Genomic DNA, 22,112 nt, shown 5'->3' on the forward strand with positions numbered 1-22,112 from the left:
ACGTTATTTCTTTTGTTTTTCCATAAGGTCGACACGTTCACGAACGCCTCGGGTATTTTTGTTGATCGATTCCACGAGAGGACGCAGCTCCAGAAGAAAAGTCTGCGGTGTCAACTGGGTGGGAATCAGATAGCCCTTGGAGAATTCGTCCAGGGAGTGCGCGAGCCGCTGCACCTCGTCCTGCAGCGAAGACACCGTGCTCCGCCAGACCATAACGGTAAGGCCCATGAAACCGAGCAGCAGACCGAGGGCGATGGTGGCGGGCACCAACAAAGGAGCGAAATAAAGCGCGGATGAGCTTTCCACAAAGAAGGTCAGGTTGCTGTCCGGGATGGCCATATAAAACCCGTATTCACCACCATCCCTGGTCACGCGCAGAGGGGTTCCGGCCCGGGACAGGGGCGAGCGAATGAACTCCTGTACCAGGGGCTGCTTAAGGATGAGCTCCTCGGTATCCTCCGGCACGGACGAATAAATCAGAGCCGCATCCTGATTGATAATATAAAGGCGCTGGGTATTGTCCGGCAGGTTGCGCGGCAGAAAGCTGGCATCCAGATTCCAAAGAGCCCGATAAAGGCCCGGCTTCAGGTCCTTGTCGGCGAACTGGGTCGGATGATCCAGGCGCACGTGTGTTACGATCACCAGCTGCCCCTGAATTTTCAGGGTTTCCAGTTCCGTGTGGTGTTCCGTCTTTTGATTCAGCTGCTTCAATTCCTCGGGGGTGACCTGGCCGCGAACGGGCTGCAGCTGCCTGCCATTCATCAGGAGCAGCGCCCGCGGTTCCCGGGTGAAACGCAGCTGCCAGGCACCGTCCACACGGTCCAGGAAGTGCCGGGATTCATCGCGCAGCATATCCTTGATACGATAGGCCTGCTGCTCGAAATTCATGAAGGCCAGGGTGCGACGCTGTTCGATTTCATCCTTGAGATAAAAATGGAGCAGGGTTCCCATCGAGACAAGCGGAGCGAGCACGGAGGCCGCGAGCAGGCGCAAACCCCAGCGACGCCAGGCTTGAGCTTTGGGTTGGCTCATGGCTTCACCTTTCCTTCCGCATCCGTTTCCTGCTTTTGGACCGGACGCTTGCGCTTGATAGCAATTTCGATGCGACGGTTTTGGGCCCGTGCATCGAGCAGGGATTCCCCGGCAAGCCCGATGACCGGAACCAGGGGTTGAAAATGAGCGACACCGGCGATTCGCAATTTTTCGCCGGACAGACCTTCACTCCGCATGACAGCGGCCACGGCGGCCGCGCGCGCCGCGGAAAGTTCCCAGTTGCTGGCCCACTTGCCACCCGCCCGGGTCGGCTGCTCATCGGTATGGCCGGTAATTTCCACTTCCAAAAGATCATCCATGGGCAGAAGACCCCTGGCGAGTTCCGCGAGGTTATTCCGCGTGAGACTGTTGATGTCAGCCTCGCCGCTGCGGAAGGTCGTATCGCTGGGAATGACAATCCGCAGCGCGATATCCTTTTGCAGGGGACCGGCTTTTAACACCTGGAGCTGTTGTTTGGCCTTGGGGCTCATCTCCTGGTCCAGGATTTTTTGAAAGGCTTCCGCACTACCGGCTTCCGCATATTTGCGCTCGATATTGCCGACCGCATTCTCCGCACTATCGCCGAGGTCGAGCATCGTGACCAGCAGCTGAAACGCTCGGGCTTTGCGCTCCTCGCTGGCCTCTTCCAGCACCTGCTCCATGGAGGCCCGTTTGTTGCCCAGCATGGCATCGCCGATCGCCTTTTCCAGTTTCTTGACGGAACCTTCGTCCGCCACCACCTTATACATCAGGATAAAAAAGCCCAGCATCAAGGTCACAAGGTCAGCGTAGGAGACGATCCATCCCTCGTCGCTCTCCTCATGCTGCTCCATGTGGTGCGGGCTCCTGGCCATGCTTTAGGCTCTCTTCATTTGACGTTGGCCAGGCAGAAGGAAGGACTTCACCTTTTCCTCGATGAACTTGGCCGGTTTCTTTTCGTGGATCAACATGATGGCTTCGATAATCATTTTACGGATCACAAATTCATCACGGGATTTTTTGCCGAGATACTCGGCAATCGGCAGAAACACGACGTTGGCCAGCACAAGGCCATAGAGCGTGGCCAGAAGAGCGAGCGACATCGAGGAACCAATGCTGTCGGAATTGCCTTTCCCGATCGCCTGGAGCAGCGCAATCATCCCCATCGTGGTCCCCATCAGCCCAAAGGCGGGAGGGAACTTGGCAATGGTTTTGAAGATGGCCGCGTCCTGGTTGTAGCTGGCGAAAATGGTCTCAGCCCGCAGCTCGAGGAGCTCACGCAATTCATTCCGGGTGATATCCGCATCGGTCCAATGCAAAACCTGCGAGCATTCCCGCAGAAAAGGGTGTTTAACGGATTCCGAGGCATTTTTGAAAGCCTCGCGACCTTGCAGACGGGCCTTCGACAGTTGAATGACGGATTCCAAAACCTCAGCATGCGTGTTGGCCGGTTTGCGGGCTATGCCTTTGATAAAGACTTTAAAGAGATTCATGACCTGACGGTAAGGAAAGCAGGACGAGGCCACGAAAAGCGTGCCGCCGAGCACCAGGACGATGGAGTGCAAATCAAACGCAATCCACGGGTTTTCCAGCGACATGATAAGGCTGACAAGGACAATGACAAAGCAGCCCACGAATGCGAAGACGGTTCCGAAGTTAAAACTTCCCATGACGCTACCTTTGCCGAGAAATGGCGGCTGACGTTCGATGTCCATCTTCATTTTAGAATGAAAAGTCGTGGGTCTGAGTCGGCAGATTCTGCTCAGTGATCGGGCTGAAAGCGGGCTTTCCAGATCTGCATCAGAGCGAGCTGCTGACGCGCGGCCTCGGCCAGAGCAGGGGAGGATTCAGCGAGGCGAAGGGCCTGCTGCATCCAGGTGATGGCCTTGGCTGCATGACGATGATTTTGAAATTCCAGGAGACTGCAGTTGTAAAAAGCCTCGGGCGTGGCAGCTCCGGGTGCGGTCAAACCTTCACAGCGATGATCGGCTGGTTCATTCAATTCGAGCTGCCGCTCCATCGCGACCAGAGTCCAGGCCACCTGCGGATCCTGTTCCAGAGGCTGAAGCATCTGAAGCGCCTTGGCAAAGAATCCGAAGCGGGCATAAAGAAGGCCCAGTTGCTTCCGCACTTCAAGGTGATCGGGTTGCAACGCGAGAGCCTTCTGCCAATGCTCCTCAGCCTTGGTGAAATGATCCAGGCGGGCCTCCAGACGGCCCTGTTGCCAGTGGCCCAGGGCCTGTGACGCAGGATCAGCGGCCTGGAGCAGACGTTCATTGAGCCATTCGGCGCGAATGAAATCCCGTTCGTGCAGGGTAAAATTAATGGCCTGCAGCATCAGGGAAGCCGGCGGCGCTCCTGCATTCTGCTGGCTGGCGCTCAGCAGAGCCGCAACGGCCTCGTCCCAGCGGGTCCAGCTCAACGTGCGGCTGGCGGCATCCTCGGCGTCAAGCAGGGAGGGAATCCAATCGTGGAATTGAATGACGTCTTCCTTCAGGCGATGAGCTTCCTGAATGATGCGGGGATTGTCTCCATGCAAAGTGCCAAACCGTTCGATGGTCTTGCTGGCCGCTCCGGAAAAGCTTTTGGCCTTGGCCCGCCAGGACGCGATCTGACTCGCAATCTGGCTCATGATTTTCTTGCGATCCAGACCTTCCACTTCCGGCAGGCGATTCAAGGCCTCTGCAAAATTTTCCGCGGCCAGAGCGAGATCACAGAGTGCGCTGCTTCCCCAATGAGGATCGCGGGTTTGCAGGACCTTATTGTAAAGAGCCTCCAGCTCATCATAAGCCTGTTTTTTTACCTGAATCGAACTGATCAGCTCGTCCGAGCGCGTACCGTAGACGGGCAGGGCCTGGAAGGCGGCAAGGCCTTGCTGGGCCTCGTGGTAGGCTAGCCCCCCGAGCAGGCGCCGTGATTCAGGACCGAGGCTATCCGCCAGCTCCAGATAAAAATTCGTCATGATGGTTTTGATGGTTTCGTCGCGCGTCGGCGTCAGGCTTTTGGCCCGACGGAGGTGATCGAGGACCAGCATTTTCTGATCCACGCTCAGATCCTCGCGCGTCAGCAGCTGATTCATGGCATAAGTCTGAAGCTGCTCACTGTAACCGCCATAGGCCAGCGCCCGGGCCAGACGCAGCCGCAGAGGAATGCCCTGGGTCAGATGCGCTCCTAATTTTTCACAGCTGCGCAAACCCAAAAGCGGCTGCTCCAAAATATCGAAGAGGCAGGTCTTCTGCAGAATGAAATCATTCTGTTCCCCCGTCCAGCGATAGGCGAGCGTCCATTGCAGGTAGCGTCGTGCCCGCGGGATCTGGACCGTGCGTTCCGCCAGCGAAATCAGATCGAGCAGTCGCGCCGGTGCCTCGGGCGCATTCGGATAGTCATGCAGCCAGGTTTCGAGACGATCCATGGCCCGCGCGAAGCGGCCTGCATTTTGATCCAACGTGACCGCTGTCAAAAGACTGCGACTGGCGAGAGGATCACCCTTTTCCTTTTGCGCAAAGACGAAATAGGCCTCGGCCTGATCGGTCGTGCTGAGCTGGGCAATCCGTTGAAAGGAACTCTGGCGCCGCAGGTCCTTGAGCCTGATGCCCCAGGGGCCGCTTTGGAAATTGCGAATATTGAGGAGTTTATCTGTGGTCATATAAACTTCATCAGGATGGGAACGCGTGAGTTCGATCAGGCGCTCGGCAGCCGTTTGACCTTCAATGGCCTCAGGAAAGGCGTAGACGATCTGCCACAGTTTTTGCTGGGCATCGACCGCGAGACCCTGTTTCAGCGCCTGACGGGCCATCATCAGATCGCAGCGGCTCAGTTCCTGCCGCCCATCGGGCACCAGCTTTTGATAGATGCGACAGGCATCCATAAACGATTCATCGAGCTCGACATTCGATGCGGTCAGACCAAAATTTTTCAGCATGAGATTCGCAAACATCCTTCGCTGGGCCGGTGCGGTGGCGCTTAAGGCCAGCTGCCGATAAACCAGGGCCGCGTCGGCATAGCGATGGGCTTCCTGCAAAATGCGGCCACGCAGATGCAGAACGTCCGTCACATCCCAGCGCGGGGGCAGGGCGGCGATCGATGTTTGCATGAGCTGATCCAGCCGTTCGAGGACGGCGGAGGATTCCCGCACACTGCGACTTTTCAGAAGGAAATCAGCCGCCTTCTGCTGAGTCGCCGCAAAAAGAAAGGCATCATCCGTGCGACGCTTGTCGTCCGCCTGGCGCAAGCGTGCGGCCGCATGCCGGGAAAAGGCCTCCAGCGCTTCCAGCAGACTCGGAATATGCGCGGGTTCCTTCAGCAGTTTCTCAAGGTGATGGCTCGCCAGGCGCAAGGATTGGGAATGCGGCTCTTTCAGATTCAGGACGGCATCGAGAGCAGCCCGGCGTGCATCCGGATCCGGGGATTGCGTCAGAACACAAAAGGCCGCCTGACCGATGGCATCCTGATCCCCCTTGACCTGCAGAAGCTTCAGGAGAGGCTCGACAGCGCGACCACGCACGGCAAAGGATTGCAAAAAGGTTTGAAATTTTTCCCGCACCCTGGGTTCCGCAAGAAGGGGTGAGTTCAGGACCTGGATCAGCTGCCCCAGGGAAGCTTCACTTTGCCCCAGCAAAAGCAGGGTTTCCATGCGACGCCAGCTCATCCAGGGCCGTAGTGCGTCCGCATCAAAGCGTTGGAATAGGCGCAGAGCTTCGGAATAATCGCGAAAACCGAGCCGGGTTTCCGCCTGCAGCCAGATGGTGAGAGGACCGGCACCCTGTTTCAAGGCGGGCTCCAGAATATCCCATTGACGTTGCGCCAGCATCAAAAGCAGCCAGTGCACACGCAGGGATTCCAGGGCTTCCGGCTTATGCCGAAATAAAAATTCCTGAACCTCGCGCACGAGATCCTGACTGGTCGTGTCATTCCATATCGGTGTGGGCAGCCGGGACTGGGTCACGAGGTGCGAACGGAGGCGTTTTTCCAGAGCCCTGGCATCCGGCCGGGTTGTGGTTTCCAGAAGCCGTATGGCTCCGGGCAGAGCGGGTGCCATATCCAGCGGCTCATAACTGCCCTGGCAGTTTTCCTTCCAGGCCGCATGGGCTCCGGAATGCATGCAAAAGACCAGAACGCAGACGATGCCGCGCCATATCCGGGTCACGGCCCGGGGCCTGCTGGTTTGTTTCTGCATGAACATACCCGTCCGATCTCTTGGGCCATAAGCTCTGCATCCAGTATAACCTACGGAACAGGCAGCTCCCAGAGCAGACGCGGATAATCCTGGCTGGAGTAAGACCAGATCGTTCCATCCCAATTGGAATAGAGCGAAGAACCGAGCATTTCACTGGTGTTCTTGCCGATACCGGCATCGCTCGTGTTGCGACCGGAGGCCTGCTTGTCCCAGTAACTGTAAGGAGCATCCTGCGGCCCGTCCGGGTTCCAAAGGGTTCCGACCAGACCACCGAAGTTGCTTTCACTGGAGACCTTGTCCACCTTGCCCGAAGCATAAACTTTCTGGATCACATCCCCCACCTGCCCGGCGAAACCGCCGACGCTTTCATTGCCTTTGACCGTGCCGCGGGCATAGCAGTCGGTGATCGACACGTTATGGCTGTTGTTGCGGAACGCAAGGCCGAGGAAGCCACCCACGTTGGTGTTCCCTGTGACATTGCCCAGCGCCAGACTTTGACTCACTTCAACCTCGGCTCCTTCGATTTGAGCGATCAAACCTCCGGCGTAGGTGGGGCAGGTGACTGCACCCGATGCTGCGTTCTGCCTGATGTAGGCATAGGCGCGGACGCGACCGATCATGCCCCCACAGCGGGTATCGCCGGTCACGGCTCCGGTGGCTGTATTCTGCTGCAAATTGTTCAGGCGGGTGGTGTTGCCGTTTTCCAAATAACCCACGAGGCCACCGACTTCAGCATTCCCGGTGACGCTGCCTGATGCCGTGGAGCCGGTAATTTCACCACGATAATAGCCGACAAGGCCACCGACTTCATTCCGACCGACGACTGTGCCGGAAGCCCTGGCCCTGGTAATCGTGGAACCATCGGAATCCGCGTAAGCCCTGCCCACCAGTCCACCCGCATAGTCACCGTTGAGCGAGGTGACATTGCCGGTCGCAAAGGAATCCACAATCAAACCTCGGCGCATTTCACCGACAAGCCCACCGGCATAACCCACGGCTGTGATGTCCCCGGCCGAGGAACTGTTATCGATTTCAAAATTATCGCCATAACCGATCAGACCACCAGCCTTCGCTGGGCTCGTGACGGTCTTCAAATTCACACAGTTTTTGATCAGGGCCCGCTGTGTGGTCGACCGGCCGTAGATGCGACCGGCGATCCCACCTGCGGTATCCGAGCCTGTGACGGGCGGAACCTGCACAGGTACCTCGGCGACCACGGTTCCGTTGTTATTGCAGTTGATGACGTTGCCATAGGTGAGCTGACCAAAGAGTCCGCCGGCATAGTAACGACCGGTAACAGATCCACTGAAGCTGGCGTTGGTAAATTCCGTGGTATTGGTTTCGCCGATCAGACCACCCACATAGTTGCGACCCACCACGGTTGCGCTCGACTCAATTTCATCCAGAGTCCCGTTCGTCAGCTGACCGATGAGGCCGCCGGTGTACTGAGCCCCCTGTCCGGCATCATCGCTGCACGTGACAGAGCCTGAGGAAGTGGCGCCGCTCAAGGAATACGTGCTGGCGGCCCAGTGTCCCGCCAGACCCCCGGCATAGCATTGGTTGCTGTTGCCCGTGGCCAGGACGGTTCCGTTGAATTCCAGATTGCTGCCGCCCCAAATTTTTCGACCAAACAGCCCGCCGACGAAGCGACGACCGGTGACCGTGGCAAAGGACATCATGTTAAAGGCATTGCCGTGGCAACGTCCGATGATGCCGCCCGCATAGGCGTCGGCTGCGATGACGTCACCTGTGGAGAAAATACCGTCCAGCGTAATGTATTCGGCACCGACGGTCGCATCTCCGTTGTAGCTGACCGTGCCCACACCGCCCGCGAGCATGCCGACATACGAGCGGCCGCGCACCTGAAAGTTGATCAAACCGAGGTCGCGCACATCGGAATAGTTCAGAATTTTGAAGAGGCCGACAAAGTCCTGGTTGATATCATCATAACTCCAGTTGGCAATGATGTAGTTATTGCCACGGATGGTGCCTCGGAATTCGCTGACGGAGTCATTGGTAAGAGGATCAAAATCCAGGCCGAAGAGGTCGATGTTTTCCCCGAGCGCATAGTAGCGACTATAGGGCTGGCTGCGAATGCTATTCAGATGCGCGGCCGTGCAGATGATAAAGGGATCCGCTGCGGTCAACCCGGATCCATCGGCGAAATTCGCATCCCAGTCGGAAGGCCGATTGCAGATATTCGTACAACTGCCCCCGCTCGGATCACAGTAATGATAGGCTTCAGCCAGGACAGCCGACGAACCATCCGGGTTTTGAACCGTAACGGCCACGGTGCTTTCGGTTGCCGCGAGCGGAGCGTTGCAAAGGATATGCTTGCGCGAAATAATGTCAACCGATGAGCAGTTGGATGAACCGATACTGACCGTGGCGTTGGGTTTGAAGCCATCACCAACCAGCACCAGCGTATTGCCGCCTGCCAGGGGCCCTTCGGTCGAGCGCACCGAGGTCAGGGTCATGCGATTGTTGGATTCTATGGTCAGATGTTTGGTGGCCTTGTTGCCATCACTATCCTGGGCTTCCAGAAGATAATGAATATACGTGTCGGTGTTGATCGGACCTTGCAGGTTGGCCTTGGTGGTGGTGCCCCCTTGCGCGGCCAGCACGGTGTCCGAGGTGTTGGCCTTGTCATCCGGGTTGCTGGAAATTTTCTGATAGATGCGATAGAAAATGGAACCGGCGGCGGTGGCGTTATCGGACGCGGTCCAGCTCAGAGTCCAATTCCAGCTGGAATCGGTCTTGTCACTGGTGAAGCTGCTGATCACCGGAGGCACCAGATCCGGTGTCGTGATGGATTTCACGTTGGCATCACAGGTGCGGTTGCCCGTGCCATCGACGGCGCAGACTTCATAGAAATAGGTGATGCCGCTCGCATAATCCGTTCCAGGATCGGTCCAGGTCAGATCCGAGGTGCGCTGGACCAGCGAGGCATCCCCTGTATCCGGATCGCTCGGATTGGAGAAGGTGGTCCCTGATTTGCGCCAGACTTCATAGTTGATCACGGCGCCGGGTTCCAGGGCATACTGATTATCGGTCGCCAGACTCCAGTTCAACTCGGTGCTGGCGTCGGCATACACGGCGGTCAGCTGGGAAGCAAAGACGGGTGAGGTGGTATCACTCGTGCGCTTTTTGGTGGCGCTGACCAAAGGATCCAGCTGGGTCACGTTACCCGCCGCATCGTAGGCGCGGACATGGAAGATATAGGAACGGAACGGATCCAGACCGGTAATCGGACAGGAGGTCAGGGGAACCGGACAACCCTGGGCCGTGCAAGGACAATCCCACACCGGGGCATCCAGCAGAACATTGGTGGTCGGATCGACGAGATAAACTTTAAAACCTTTGTAGTCGGTCCAGTCGCTGGGCGCGATCCAGGCCACGTTCACCGTGCCTTCCACCGGAGTCGTCAAATCAGGCTCCGCGCCGATGCCGAGGAAGCCCGGTGGTGGTTCAATATCCGGCAGGGTCAAGGTTTGCGGCACGGTCAGCGCCGAACAGTTCTGCGTCCCGCCGGCTATGCTGCCGCCGTTATCACAGGCATTGACCAGCACATAAATATCCTCGCCGCTGTTCAGGTTGATCGTACTCTTGTTGAGGCTTGTGCCGGACTGGGCCGTCGCCTGGGGCAGTTTCAAAAGAGTGACCGGAACCTGCGTGGGATCGGGATTGCTCTTCCAGATCTGCACCTGGTATTCATAAACGTCGGTGGCCGCTGAGGGACTCCAGACCAAAGTCAGTTGGCCTGTTTCCTTGTCGAACGTTACCGACTGAACCCCATCAAAGCCGGGGGCTGTGGTATCGAGTGTGGAGCGACTCAGGGAAAGCGTGGTGGCCGATATGTTGCCGGCCTTGTCGCGCGCTTTCAAGCAGACACTATACGTGGTCTTGGGCTGCAGACCCGTGATGATCGCTTCGCCTTCCTGCGCGGCCGTAAAATCGCTCGCCGCAAATATTTGATGTATGGAGGTCAAGGAACAGGCGTTGCCAACTCCGGGCTGAACCAGAGCGATGTATTCCCAGGTCCCGTACTTGTTGCTGTCGGATTCCAACTCCAATGCGGTAAAGCGGGCCCGCAGAGTGGTTTCCTCCTGACCCGTGCTGCCGTGAATCAGACTGGTCATGCCCGGGAAATTCGGTGCCGTGGTGTCACCGGAAAAAATGGTGCGCGCTGTGGTTACCGTATTGGTGTTGCCAGCTGGATCCTGATCACGAACGATCACGTGATAGGTGGTGTTGTCGGTGATATTGGTGTAAACCAGCTCCGTAGGCACCTGTCCTGGAGTCGTCACGGGAACAGTCATCGCGTTGGTATAGTCGACAAGATTGCTGGAAACCGGCCCATCCTTCTTGATATAGACGAGACGTTTGCTGATCCCGCCCAGGGACGGAGTCCAGGGTGCGGTGATCACAAGGCCGCCTTCCCGTACCGTGAGCGCGGAGGCGCCGGTGGTTTTGGGAGCACCATCATCGCGCGTGCTGGCGAGCAGCGCCAGCGTATTGCTGTCACAGATGCCTTTGATGGAGCAGGCGCGCACACCGAAGGCATAAGCCAGGTCATCACCGAGTTCCGTCAGTTCCACTTCCATCGTATCCCCGCCCACCGCTGCGATGGGATCGGCCTCCCAGTTCACCGTTGTGCCCGGGTTTGCATAGACCTTGAAGGTCCGCGTGGGAACGCCGGTGCTGACGCCCCAGCGTACCATCGCGGTATGCGCGGAGGTAATTTCCACCGTGCGAATGCCTTTAAAGGTCGGGGCATTCGAGGTCAGGGTCCCAACTGTGAGTTTGGTGTTGCCGGTCAAGGCCAGGTCCTTGTAGGTGGCCACACAGGAGTATTGATAGACTTCACCTTCCTGCAGACCGATGTCCATATACTCCGTCACACCCTTGTCACGGGTGGCGAAAACCTGGGCGCCGTTTCGATAAATTTTGAATGTTTCGAACTCCTCTTCCGGCCAGGCGAAGTTGATGCGAATGCGATCGGCGCCGCGCGCCTCACCTTCGATGCAGCCTTCGAACACGGCACTGGATTCCGGAATGGTCACGGTGATGATTTTGGTATTGCGATCGGTCCGGCCCTTGGGGTCGGTGGAACGCACGCCATAGCTCAGGATGGTGCCCGGCCGAACCCCACGAACGGAGATCTGAAGCTTGGTATCCGTGGTGATGGCGACCGGTTTGCTGAACGCGGGACCTTCGTAAACAGTATAGTTCACATCCTGGCCCTTCAGGCTCGTCACCAGGGTGGGCCATTCGAGATAAACGTCATCACCAATCAGTTCGGCCTTGGAAATTCCCTCATAGCCCACGGCGCTTTCAATGCTCAGGATCACCACGCGCGGATTGGTGTCACTGCGTCCGTCGGCAGCCACGGCCCGAACCTGGAAAGCATAGTTGCCGGGCAGCAGCGAATCGATTTCATAGGAATTCAAATCCCCGGCTATCACCTGCAGAAGTTTGCCCTTGGTGACGGGAGCCTCCGAATCCGGCAGATCGAGAAGCACGGTGGATGTCCCAGTGGAGGTGCTGCCATCCCCTTGCAGCCAGGTGACGGTCCGCGTCTTCGGCTTCAGAAAGTCGAAAATGGGTTTTTCCGGCTGTTCGCCCGGGCCTCGATTTTCCGGCCTGGGCTGGTCGGTGTTCGGCTTTTTGGGATTCAGATCGTCGGAGGACGGCGTTCCGGTGGCCGTGAGGTCCTGCAGATAAATCTGATAGCCGACCACGGTAATCGCGCTCGGCTGATCCCACATCAAAATCAGTCCGCCTTTGGAGGATATCTCGATGGCCTTGAGCCCCTTGAAGAGGATGGGCTGGGATTCCTGAACCGTTTTAATCTTGTCGCAGCCCAGCACCCCAAGGATCAGGCTCAGGCTGGTCAGAAACCATGGGAGGAAATGTTTCATGGCTTCAACCCCCCGGCCCGAAGAGGGTGGGATAGGCTCCGCTCTTGATGTCCCAGATGTCGCTATCATAGTTGATAAAGGTGCTTGGATCCTTCATTTCAAAGGTGGTTTTACCTGTTCCACCGGCACTGGTGCTGCGCCCGGACGTGTTCTGATCGTAATAACATTCCGGGGCTGACAGTGTGCCGCCATTGACGAAGCGTCCAATAAAGCCACCGAGGTTGGATGCAGTCAATCCCTGGGTCACAGCCCCGGTCGAGTAGGAGCGCGTGATCACGGCCGCGGTTAAACCGGCAAAGCCACCCACATCTGATTCACCCTGCACAGCGCTGCGCGAATAGTTGTTCATCACTTGAATGTCGGCATCATAGCGATAACCGTAGCCGAGGAAACCACCGACCCGCGTTTTGCCGATCACCCGGCCGATCGAATAATTTTTCTCGATGAGGGCGGGAGTCGTGTCGATGGAACCGGCGAATCCGCCGACGTTGGCGTCGCCTGTGACTTCGCCCGTGGCATAGGAATGACGAATTTCCATGTTGCGATAGACATAGCCGATAAAGCCCCCGACGTGATCCACCGCAGCACTCACCGAACCGGTCGCGTAGCTTTCTTCGATAATGGTGTGCACGCCGCCGGAGATATCATAGTTGCGTCCGCAGAAGCCACCCACCATGGAGTTGCCCACCACCACGCCGGTCGCATAGTCCTTGGTAAAGGTGCCGCGACACTGCCCGGCGAATCCGCCGACGTAGTTATTGCCGCTGACATCGCCTTTGGCAAAGGAGTTGGTGATCACATGGCCGCCACTGGAATCCATGACGCCGACAAAGCCACCGACGTTATCGTAGCCTGTGGCCACCACATCGCCGTTGGCAAAGCTTGCGTCGATGACCACGCTGGTTTCGGCCCAACCGAGGAAGCCACCTGCCTGGCCGCGGGCACCGTTGACATCACCGTTGGCCGAGGTGCCCGTGACATCGGTATTGGACGCGCTGCCGATTGCACCGCCGGTGCGGTAGGTGCCAAGATTGGTGACATCCCCATAGGCACTGCAGCTTTGAATCAGATTCCGTCGTTCCGTGCCTGAAGGCTGGGCGCCGCCTGCAGAGTTGCCGACGAGGCCACCGACGTGGCTGTAATAGGACGTAACCGTAGCGGACGTGGTGCAATTGGTCAGAACACCGCGATGCAGCAGACCGACCATGCCGCCGGTTTCATAGCCGCTGGTATAGGATGAGTTGCCGCCGGTCACCGTTCCCTGGACCTGAACACCATCGATCGTGCTACGGACCAGGCCGCCCACGGCGCCGCCCGTCCGTCGATCCCCGGTGACGGAACCAATGAACCAGCTGTCGCTGAGCGTGTGATCATTTAACCGTCCGATCAGACCGCCGGTTTCCAGGACGTCGGTTGCCGAATCGCGCTCGCATAGGACGGTGGCGGTCGCATTGATTTCACTGGCAGTCCCGTCGTTCCCATCCCAATAGCCGACCACACCCCCGGTATTGCAGGCGCTTCCCGTTGGATTCGAGCTGACGGTCCCTTCGAAATAGAGATTGGATGCATTCTTATTCTTATAGCCGATGACCCCGCCGACTGTGACCGTGCCCGTCACCGTTCCATAAGCGGCCATATCAAAGGTCTGGACCAAAGCCCGCCCCATGATGCCGCCCACGTCCTGACGTCCGGTTACGGTTCCTGACATCATGATGTTCTGAACGATCGTGTTGGCGTCATTGGATGTGTCACCGACCAGCGCACCCACGCGATCGCGGGCTGTGATGCTCACATTGACGAGCTTCAGATCCGAGACCTTGCTATTGCCGGCGATGATGCGGATAAAACCATAATAGTCCTGGCTGGCATTATTATGGCTGAGGTTGGCGATGATATTGCCATTGCCCGTGAGGTTGCCCTGGAAACTGGTGCTGGAGTTGGTGACGAGAGGTGTCCAGGCCACGCCGTCGAGATCGATATTTTCCATGATGGAAAAGTAGCGGCCGTTGGCGATGGTTCGCACGTTGTTCAGATGGGTGGCATTGCAGATGATATAAGGTGTCGCGAGCGTGGTGCCCCGACCGGTTTCCATGGCAAAGGTGGTTTCCCAGCTCGCCGGGTTGTTGCAAATATTCGTGCAGTTGACGTCCGCTGTGCAGTAAGTGTAGGCGTTATTCATGGTGGCTGATGAGCCATCGCTATTGCTGATGGTCAGCGAATAGGTATTCTGGGATTTGGCCGGCGTGCGACAAAGGATGTGGCGCGACGAGACAATCTGAATGTTCTGACAGGACGTGCCGCCGATGGTCACTGCTGAGCTGCTATGAAAGCCACTGCCTTCGATCAGGATCAGGCGGTTGCCTGTGGTGGGACCTTCCGAAGTGCGCACGGCACTGATCGTGATCAGGTTTTGCGAATGGATATCGATCTGCCTCGTGGTGGTGTTGCCGGCTTCGTCGGTCACCATAAGCAGATAATGAATGTAGGTGTCGGTGTTCATCGGGCCGGTCAGGCCGGTGGCTGTGACACTGCCCGTGGCCGTGTAGATGGTGGCGTCGGATTCCAGCACCTTTTCCGTGGGATCGCTCGACATACGGGCTTTGATCCGGAAGAGCAGATTCGCATTGCTTGAGGTATTGTCCGCGGCGGTCCAGGTCAGGTCCCATGATTTGGACGTGCTGGTCTTGTTGGTGGCAAACGCGCTGATGGTTGGCGGCACCAGGTCGGGAGTCTGCACGGATTTATAAGTGCCGTCGCAGGCTTCATTGCCGCTCGTGTCCACTGCACAGACGGTATAATAGTAGGTCGTACCGCTGACGAGATTGGCCGCATCAAAATAGGTGCGATCGGCGATCTCAGCCAGCGCCGGGCCGGAGGCGGACGGATTCAAGAGGTTGCCAAAGTTGGTGCCGGTCTTGCGATAAATGCGATAGAGCAGCGCCGCGCCTTCCTCGTTCGTATACTGATTATCCGTGGCGGCGGCCCAGTTGAGAAGAGAACCGCCGTCCTGAAAGCTGAGCGAAAGGTTGGAAACGAAGACGGGTTTGGTCAGGTCGACCGTTCGTTTGTCGGCAAAGGACATCATCGGATCAAGTATGGTGTAGTTCCGCGCCGTGTCATAGGCTCTGACATGGAATCGATAGGTGCGGAAGGTATCGAGACCCGTGACATCACAGGCGTTCAGATGATCCAGACAGCCCGGCATCATTGTGCAGGCGCAGTCCTTGACGAGGGTGAGATTGTTGCTGGAATCCAACGTATAAATCTGAAAGCCGGCGTAGTCTGACCAGTCGCTGGGCTCGATCCATTTCACCGTGATCTGCCCTTCGGTGGCCGCGATCAGATCCGAGGATGCCGCGATCCCCATAAAGCCGGGAGGCGGCTGAATATCCGCGAAGGTCATCGACAGACCCTGGGCCCGCGCAAAGGGGCTGCAGTTTTTTGTGCCGCCGTTGATCACATCGGCGTTATCACAGGCGTTGACCACCACTTCCAGTGTGGCTTCACTTTGGAAGGGAACCACGGTGCTGTCAAAGCTGAAGGAATTGGGCGATTGCGCGGCACTCTGCTGGATGGTAATCGGCAGTGCGGTGGTCTCGTTTTTGAGCGTCAGCCAGGTATCGATCTTATAGGTGCTGATGTCCGCGGCTGTGGAAGGGTTCCAGGTGAGCTTGACGACGCCACGATCCGCATCAAAGGTCAGGGTTTGCAGACCATCAAAGTCAGGTGCGGTTTTGTCCTGGGTCTGCCGGCTCAGATAGTTGGTGTTGGTGGATAGGTTGCCGTTGGCGTCGATGACCTTGATACAGACAGAATAAAGAGTTCTGGCCGTGAGACCTGGAACGGTGTATGTGGTGCTGCCTTCGGGAATCAGGAGGGCGTCCACGCTGAACTTATAATAATCCTCGGCACAGGCTGCACCGCCGCCTTCCCGAATATAAAAGCGATAGGCGAAGGCGCCACGCGGATGCTGCTGATAATTTTGAATGGCCTGGAAGGTGGCCGTCAGCGTGGTTTCCTCCTGACCGGCTGGACCTGCCGCAAGACCATTGGCGCTCAAGCCGTTGAAAGCCGGCGGACTCAGGTCACCGACGGCCACCGTCACGACGCGGGTGTTGCTGCTGATCTGCCCGTGTTGATCTTCATCCCTGACGATGATGTGATAGGTCTTGCCGCCGGCCATGTTCGCGAGTGTGATCGTGCGTGGCGGATTGGTGACATCCGTAACGTTAATGGTTTGAAAAAGAGTGTACGTGCTGATATCGGTGTTCGGTTCGCCACCGATCTTGGTGTAAACCTTCCGCTTCAGGACACCGCCGTGCGCGGGACTCCAGGGCACCTGGATCACGATTTGACCGCTGCTCACGACGGCACTCTCAGCCCCTATGGTTTTGGGAGCCCCATCATCCGGCATGGTCAATTGAATTTGCTCGGTGTTGGGATCGCAGACGCTGACGCCGCAGGCCCGCACGCCGAACGCGTAGGGCAGATCATCGCCGAGTCCAGTCAGAGCCGTGCTCAGAACACTGGGCTCAATGGTCGAGGCCGGGGTGGAGGCCCAGTCCACGGATGTGCCCGGGTTGGCATAAACCTGGAAAGATTGAGCCGGCACGCCAGTGGTCACGCCCCAGGAGACGGTGGCCTTATGCGCACTGTCCGCCTGCACGTTGGTGATGCCGCGGAAGGTGGGCGAATTGCTCGACAGAGTTGCTCCCTTGATCTGGTTGCTGCCGGCGATGATATCCTTGCCGGCCACGCCCTGACAGGTATAGGTGTAGTATTCCCCTTCCACGAGGCCGCGATCGATAAAACTTGTGACCGAGCGATCGAGTGTGACGAACGCCTCCTGCTGATCACGATAGATGCGCATCGCACTGTAATTCTCGGAAGGCCATTCAAAATTCACTTTCACCCGATCCGCACCCAGACCCTGCACGGACAGGCAGCCCAGGTAGTTCTTGTTGATCACGGGTACGGTCAAAGGCAGTAGGGTGGTGTTGGTTTCCTCGACGCCTCGAGCATCGACAAAGCGCACACCGTAGTAGAGGGTGTCACCGGCATTCTCACTGAGCAGGGAGATGGCGATCTCGGATTCCTTGGTATAGGCCACGCGTTCGTTAAACGCCGGACCCTTGTAAACGATGTACTGATAGGTATCCGTCGCACGTATGTTGGGGTAGGGGATCCATTTCAGATGCGCATCGCTACCGATGACTTCGGCGATCTGCAGCCCTTTGAAGAGCTGGCTGGCACTCACCTGAATCAGGCGGGCGCTCGTGTTGCTGTCACGACGTCCATCCACGGACAGCGCGCGGACCTGGAACAGGTAATAGCCCTCGTCGAGGCTGGCCGTCCGGAACGAACTCCGATCGGCGCTCACAAGAGCCACAAGACGCCCCTCGCTCATGGGGTTCAGGTCGGCCGTCGTCGTGACGATCCGGGAGATGTCCCCTTCCGCGGTGGTCGTTTCCTTCTCTTCCGTGCTGGTGTCCGGCGTCGTGGTCGCGTCGCTTAAAGTTTTGGCCTGCTCTGCATCAATGGGCTGGACATAGACTTCATAATTTTCGATGAAGACCGTAAAGGGGATCTTCCAGGTGATGATATAGCTATTATCAGAACTGGCCTGAACGCCGGTGATGCCGGAAAACGTGATGGGGTTGCTTTCCCCTGCGGTCTGCAACTTGTTGCACGACAGCAGGAAGAAGAGGAGGAGCGTCAATGCGAAATTTCGCGTTTGCATAGACCCCAAGCCAAATAAGAGTTAAGCCCATCAATAGGAAGCTTCGGCTAAGATTTCCCGAACTTGAGGCGTGGGGTGGGGGACGATCATGACGCGTGGTAAGGATCGCGCAAAGCCGAGATGTTTGGCCGCGTTAATTTCTACGCGGAAGGATGCTTTCGCAATTCATGATTAAAGGTAATAACGCCAGGACAAGGTGAACTCGGAGGCATTTTGCGTGGATTTCTCGATGCTCATGGCCATGGAGAGCACGGTGGTCATCACATCAAGCCCGAGACTGGCCTGCGTACCATACTTCCAGGTGAGGCGTAGTCCAGTGTCGAGATGCACGTTGGAACCCGTGAGCTCCAGCGCTCCCACAGCGGATGGTGTGGCGGAGAAGCTCGCATAGCCGAGACGCCAGACCCAGCCGAGACCGAAGGTGTTGCTGCTGGCCAGGATGCCAGGCTTCAGGCGATGGATTTGCAGTTTCTTGCCGCCCAGAAAATTCCAGGTGAGGCTGCCGTTCACACCTTTGCGAATGACCTGCAGACTGCCTGCATCGATCAGAAGATCCAGGGCGGCGGCACTGGAGAAGCGTGAGAACAGATATTCGTTGTAGACAGACATCCCCGTAAGGAGGCCGCCAAAGCTTTTCGAAAAATTGTCCTTGGTCGTGAACGTGCCGAATCCGGCGCCGAAATGCAGATCGAGATCCCAGGGATTTTTCGTCGGCACGGGAATGGTCTTGGTCACCTTGCCCTCGCCATCGCGATCCTGAGCGAAAGCGGGAGCGGTCAGCATGAGCAGCAGCAGAAGTTTTTTCATGGCTGACTCAGGCGCAGGAGTTCTTCAATGTCCCGATCCTCGGGATCCAGGTTTTTGGCTTTGAGAAATGCCGCCCGGGCTTTGGGCTTGTTGCCTTCCGCCAGGAAACTGAGCCCGGTGATGATATGGGGTGCCGCGATATCAGGCTGTAATTGATTGATTTGTTTGGATATTTCGCGGGATGTATCGAGGTCCCTGGCCGTCAGTGCTTTGTAGGCCCGCATCAGCATGCGGAAGGAACGGTTCAGATCCTGGATGCGCGAGGCGGCATCATTCTCGGCGCTATCGTCCTTGCGTTCGAGCCGCAGGGTGATTTCGGTTTTGGCGTCTTCAAGCGGTTTGACCACCCAGAACTGCGGGTGCACATCTTCACCCCAGACCCGGATATATTGCTTTTTCAATTTATCAATTTCAATGGCGACGGGTGTTTCACCGACCAGATCGCCTTCACCTGCCTGGTCATCATAGTCCACGAGGCTGACATTGGCCTTTTCGTTGCTGACGAGGGTCAGGGTTTTGGTGGCACAAGCGCTGGCCAGGGATAAGCTTATATAACTGATCAGAAAGATTTTCTTTTTCATAATTCCCTTAACCCCGGCAGATAACAGTCGATAAGCACAGATATCAGGTGCAATCCGCCCTGTCGGTGTCCGTAAAGGAAGATCCCATGGCCAGTGGCAAGCTATCAGCCTTCGCGCTTTTCCTCATTCTAACATCCGGCGTTTCATGGGCACAAGGCGCGCGCAATAAGGAGGTACCGATCAAAGCCTCCGCTGAGTCCCAGGCGGCTCTGGTCCGTCATGCCTTTGCGAACGAGCTGCAGACGATACTGCAGAAATTTCTGAAACCGCATCAGTATGCGGTCGATGTCCAATTCAAGCTGCCAGCCAATGCTCCGGGCATTGGCGACGTCCCTTATGCACCCGATAGCATCATTGCCGAATCCTTTCAGGGCCTGCCGAGCGCAGCGCAGCTCAAAAAACTGCAGGACCTGAAAGTCAAGGTTCTGGTGCCGCAGTGGATGGAAGGCCAGACCAAATCCACGCTCCAAAGACTTTTGGCCCGACATTTGGAACAGCTGATGGGAACCGCGGTTCCTTTGGAACTGCAAAGTGTCCCACTCAACGTCGAGGAACCGGCCCGACCCATTCCTGGGCTCAGTCCTATCGCAGGCGGCACGACCGTGGACTCGCGGCGTGAGGTCGAGGAGCTGAAGGCGCAGCTGGACAAGGAGCGCGAGCAATTCCGTGAGGAACTGCGGGAAATGCAGGATAAAATCGTGAACAATGGCAAAAGCGGGAGCGGAACTGTTACTGCGCCGGCGAGTCAGAACGCATTTCAAAGTTTCTGGGAATTTGCCAAGGCCAATCCGATGGGAGCCGCCATCGTTCTGATCCTGATCTATGGCGGCATCTTCACGCTGGCCTTTCTGCCTTCACGCTCGATGTCGAGTGGTTTGGGGGCGATTCAAAATGCCTTTGGAGCCATCGCCAAATCCATCAAAGGCGTGGGGGATTCCATGGCCCGCTCAGGCGCCGGCAGCAGCAGTGGCAGCGACAGCATGGAACGGGTGCAGGCCGCGGCTGTCGCAACGGCCCCTGCGGCATCCTCGGTGGCCACCAGCAGCAAGTCCCAGCAGCCGAGCTATCCCGAACTTCGCGGGATCCTCCAGGAGATTCAAAAGCAGCATAAGCCTCAGGCGGATGCGATTGTCATCGAAATGCTGCAGAATTTTTTAACGCAAAGCGGCCAGGCTTTCAAAGCCGTACTGGTGCTGGAACTCCTTGGGCCGCAAAATGCCAATCGCATCTTTGAACAGCTCGCTTCGGATCAGAAGGATCAGGTGCTGCGTTTGATCAATCAGACGGAACGTGCGGTGACGGATAAAACGGAAGTCCTCTATGAACTCGCGGAAGCCTATCAAACCCGTCTGTTGGCGGCCAACTGGAAGGGTGGCACGCGCGCGGCTTTGAACGAGGATCTGCAGCGGGCGCTTGGAACACTGAAAGCGGATGAACTCAGCCTGATCGCCCGGCAGTTGAAAACCGAGGACGGTCTGCGCCGCTTCATGCTCTATCTCGATGCCCCAAGCCTTGTGCAGCTGATGCAGGGTTTCAAACGCCATCCGCAGGAAAGGGAGCTGGCGCTCAGGTCCTTGGCGGCCATGCCGGAAGCTTTGGATGCGGGGCATGCGGATCGTGAGATTGATGGCATCGTGCAGCAGTATCTCACCCGCAAGCGTGAGGATCGTTATCTGCCTTACCTGGCTCACTATGAAACCATCATTGCCCAGAGTGGTGAGGATATGGAAGACGATCTGATCGAACAGATCAGTCGCAGCAATCCCAACATCGGCCAGCAGCTGCGCCGTCGCGTGGTCACGATCGGCAGTTTCTTTACGCAGTCCGAATCCGTGCGCAACGATCTGCTCGGACCTTTCTCCAACTATGAGCTGGCGGTTTTGCTGTCAGCTTTCCCGGATGAACAGAAGAAGGCCATGATCATGGCCAGCATCGAAGCGCCGCGCCGCGAGCTGGTGCAGGAGCAGATGCACATGCTGGTCGATGAAAACAAATACGCCCTGGCGGATACGCAGCGGAATCTGAAATCCCGTTTGAAGGATGCCTTGCGGGTGCTCCGGGCCAATCAGATGCATGACGTGGCTGCGAACGAGGAGGCAGAGGAAACGCCTGACACCACTTCGGGTGCCGCGGCCTAGCCCAATTTGAAATGATGGATATCGATGGGAAGGTCATGGCCATCCACCATGACCTTTTCGTTTTCATAATGACTTTTCTTTTTCAGAGTCGAACCGAAGCGGGACACAGCATAACGCCCCGGATCGGCAATCAAAACGTGACATTTTTGTCCGGCATGCCGCAGGATGAAGTCCTCGAGCTGCGGATAGAGGTCGGGTTCATAAAGGATGTCACTGCCGAGGATCAGATCATAAGTGCCGAGCCGGGTTCTGGCATTTTGAAACGAGGTCAGATGAAAGGTCAGTGACTTCAACTGATTGCGCTGACAATTGCGGGCCAGAAGGGACGCCACACCCGGATGATGATCCATGGTTTCCACCTGGGCCCCCAGACGGGCGCAGAGGAGGCTTGGCAAACCCAGGCCGCAGCCAATTTCCAATACCCGCTGACCGCGGAGGGGCCAGGTTTTGGCCAGAAGCCACGAGGCCAGACCTTCGGCGGACGGCCACAGACTGCCAAAGAGTGGCGGCTCCGGCAGGTCCTTGGCCGGATCACTCAATTCATCAAAATGGGCTGAAAATTCGCGGTCAAGATCCGCAAAGAGTTCCAGCTCAAAACGTTCCTGAGCCAACTGGACTGTTTTTACTGTAAAGCGATTTTCCATAATTCCATTGTTCATGATCTCAAAGCGTCGGATCAATGGGAAAAACTTTCCTACCCTGGGTGAATTTCCAAGTCAAGCGTGGCTCAATATTTCA

10 protein-coding genes are annotated in these 22,112 nt (G+C 57.2%); 1 reads left to right on the forward strand and 9 read right to left on the reverse strand.

Annotation, left to right across the window (positions count from 1 at the left end):
* Nucleotides 1–3 precede the first annotated feature (3 nt).
* The 8 genes from OLTU_RS11470 to OLTU_RS11505 all read right to left on the reverse strand — a co-directional run bounded on the left by OLTU_RS11470 (nucleotide 4) and on the right by OLTU_RS11505 (nucleotide 19,236).
* Complete coding sequence (locus tag OLTU_RS11470) at nucleotides 4–1,032, reverse strand: hypothetical protein (protein ID WP_141732898.1); 1,029 nt, start codon at nucleotides 1,030–1,032, stop codon at nucleotides 4–6.
* Nucleotides 1,029–1,865, reverse strand: coding sequence for an OmpA/MotB family protein (locus tag OLTU_RS11475; protein ID WP_176736529.1), 837 nt, complete (start codon nucleotides 1,863–1,865; stop codon nucleotides 1,029–1,031). The genes OLTU_RS11470 and OLTU_RS11475 overlap by 4 nt, the downstream gene beginning before the upstream one ends.
* Before the next feature lie 24 nt (nucleotides 1,866–1,889).
* Nucleotides 1,890–2,732: a motility protein A gene (locus OLTU_RS11480; protein ID WP_141732900.1), complete on the reverse strand. Its 843-nt coding sequence runs from the start codon at nucleotides 2,730–2,732 to the stop codon at nucleotides 1,890–1,892.
* A gap of 41 nt (nucleotides 2,733–2,773) precedes the next feature.
* Entirely contained in the window at nucleotides 2,774–6,187 is a 3,414-nt protein-coding gene (locus tag OLTU_RS11485; protein ID WP_141732901.1) for a tetratricopeptide repeat protein, read from the reverse strand.
* A 50-nt stretch (nucleotides 6,188–6,237) separates the two neighbouring features.
* Complete coding sequence (locus OLTU_RS11490) at nucleotides 6,238–12,108, reverse strand: GLUG motif-containing protein (RefSeq protein ID WP_176736531.1); 5,871 nt, start codon at nucleotides 12,106–12,108, stop codon at nucleotides 6,238–6,240.
* 4 nt (nucleotides 12,109–12,112) lie between these two features.
* A complete protein-coding gene (locus tag OLTU_RS11495; protein ID WP_141732903.1) occupies nucleotides 12,113–17,848 on the reverse strand; it encodes an IPT/TIG domain-containing protein in 5,736 nt (1,911 codons plus the stop codon).
* A gap of 171 nt (nucleotides 17,849–18,019) precedes the next feature.
* Nucleotides 18,020–18,655: a hypothetical protein gene (locus tag OLTU_RS11500; protein WP_141732904.1), complete on the reverse strand. Its 636-nt coding sequence runs from the start codon at nucleotides 18,653–18,655 to the stop codon at nucleotides 18,020–18,022.
* Complete coding sequence (locus tag OLTU_RS11505) at nucleotides 18,652–19,236, reverse strand: hypothetical protein (protein ID WP_141732905.1); 585 nt, start codon at nucleotides 19,234–19,236, stop codon at nucleotides 18,652–18,654. Before OLTU_RS11505 ends, OLTU_RS11500 begins: the two co-directional genes overlap by 4 nt.
* A gap of 86 nt (nucleotides 19,237–19,322) precedes the next feature.
* On the opposite strand from OLTU_RS11505, the gene OLTU_RS11510 reads away from it, so the two are divergent.
* Entirely contained in the window at nucleotides 19,323–21,374 is a 2,052-nt protein-coding gene (locus OLTU_RS11510) for a hypothetical protein (protein ID WP_141732906.1), read from the forward strand.
* On the opposite strand, the gene OLTU_RS11515 is transcribed toward OLTU_RS11510, so the two are convergent.
* Nucleotides 21,371–22,033 (reverse strand): class I SAM-dependent methyltransferase, encoded by a 663-nt coding sequence (locus OLTU_RS11515; protein ID WP_218109984.1) that lies wholly within the window; start codon nucleotides 22,031–22,033, stop codon nucleotides 21,371–21,373. The two genes, OLTU_RS11510 and OLTU_RS11515, sit on opposite strands and share 4 nt — an antisense overlap.
* Nucleotides 22,034–22,112: the final 79 nt, after the last annotated feature.

It is taken from the genome of Oligoflexus tunisiensis (genome assembly GCF_001748245.1).
GTDB lineage: Bacteria > Bdellovibrionota_B > Oligoflexia > Oligoflexales > Oligoflexaceae > Oligoflexus > Oligoflexus tunisiensis.

Coding starts and splice junctions, on each gene's coding strand:
- OLTU_RS11470 (WP_141732898.1), bottom strand. CDS start 1,032: ATGAGCCAACCCAAAGCTCAAGCCTGGCGTCGCTGGGGTTTGCGCCTG.
- OLTU_RS11485 (WP_141732901.1), bottom strand. CDS start 6,187: ATGCAGAAACAAACCAGCAGGCCCCGGGCCGTGACCCGGATATGGCGC.
- OLTU_RS11475 (WP_176736529.1), bottom strand. CDS start 1,865: ATGGAGCAGCATGAGGAGAGCGACGAGGGATGGATCGTCTCCTACGCT.
- OLTU_RS11510 (WP_141732906.1), top strand. CDS start 19,323: ATGGCCAGTGGCAAGCTATCAGCCTTCGCGCTTTTCCTCATTCTAACA.
- OLTU_RS11500 (WP_141732904.1), bottom strand. CDS start 18,655: ATGAAAAAACTTCTGCTGCTGCTCATGCTGACCGCTCCCGCTTTCGCT.
- OLTU_RS11495 (WP_141732903.1), bottom strand. CDS start 17,848: ATGCAAACGCGAAATTTCGCATTGACGCTCCTCCTCTTCTTCCTGCTG.
- OLTU_RS11480 (WP_141732900.1), bottom strand. CDS start 2,732: ATGAAGATGGACATCGAACGTCAGCCGCCATTTCTCGGCAAAGGTAGC.
- OLTU_RS11490 (WP_176736531.1), bottom strand. CDS start 12,108: ATGAAACATTTCCTCCCATGGTTTCTGACCAGCCTGAGCCTGATCCTT.
- OLTU_RS11505 (WP_141732905.1), bottom strand. CDS start 19,236: ATGAAAAAGAAAATCTTTCTGATCAGTTATATAAGCTTATCCCTGGCC.
- OLTU_RS11515 (WP_218109984.1), bottom strand. CDS start 22,033: ATGAACAATGGAATTATGGAAAATCGCTTTACAGTAAAAACAGTCCAG.